Raw genomic sequence first — 649 nt, forward strand, 5'->3', positions numbered from 1 at the left:
GGACTGAACGGTCCGCAGTGCGCTGGGCCAGTACTAGCCCGTAGGTTACAGTTAGTTACGTTCCCTGACGTGAGCCGATCGGCCAAGGTCACTCACAGCCGTCATATCCCATCGCCCCGCAAGAGGACAGCAGCCTCTGGAGCAAATGGTGCCCGTAGCCAAAGAACAATTCAGCCTGCACACAAGGGGAATAGCAATGCGAAAATACATGACACGCATCGCGGCAACGTCAGTAGCACTTTCGACTGCGATGGCAGCCTACGCACAAGATCAAAGCCCCCTTCCCAAGGCCAGCGATGTGCTTGTCCGCTACGGGGACGACGTCGAGGGCTGGACCGTCTATGCCAATCAAACCCGCGGTGATTGCTTGATCGTGCACTCAGATGGCCCAAGTTCGGTGCAAATGGGCGTTACCGCAAATCGGGAGGTCGGCTATCTTGGCGTGTTCACCAAAGAGGATATCGGCCTTCAGAACGGGACCAAGTCGGACATCTTCGTCTCCATTGACGGCAATCTCTATCGTGGTGTGGCCACTAGCACGAGCGGCGAACTCAAGGGCGGATACTCTGGCGGCTACATCTTGACAGACGACCCGAAGTTCAAGCGCGACGTAGCGAAGAAATACAAAATGACCGTGTTTCCGGAAACC

General features: G+C 56.2%; 1 protein-coding gene. It reads left to right on the top strand.

Annotated elements, in window-relative coordinates:
* Positions 1-196 precede the first annotated feature (196 nt).
* A partial coding sequence (locus EOB36_RS33945) for a hypothetical protein (protein WP_128286595.1) occupies positions 197-649 on the top strand: 453 nt, incomplete at its 3' end.

It is taken from the genome of Mesorhizobium sp. M6A.T.Cr.TU.017.01.1.1 (genome assembly GCF_004023115.1).
GTDB lineage: Bacteria > Pseudomonadota > Alphaproteobacteria > Rhizobiales > Rhizobiaceae > Mesorhizobium > Mesorhizobium mediterraneum.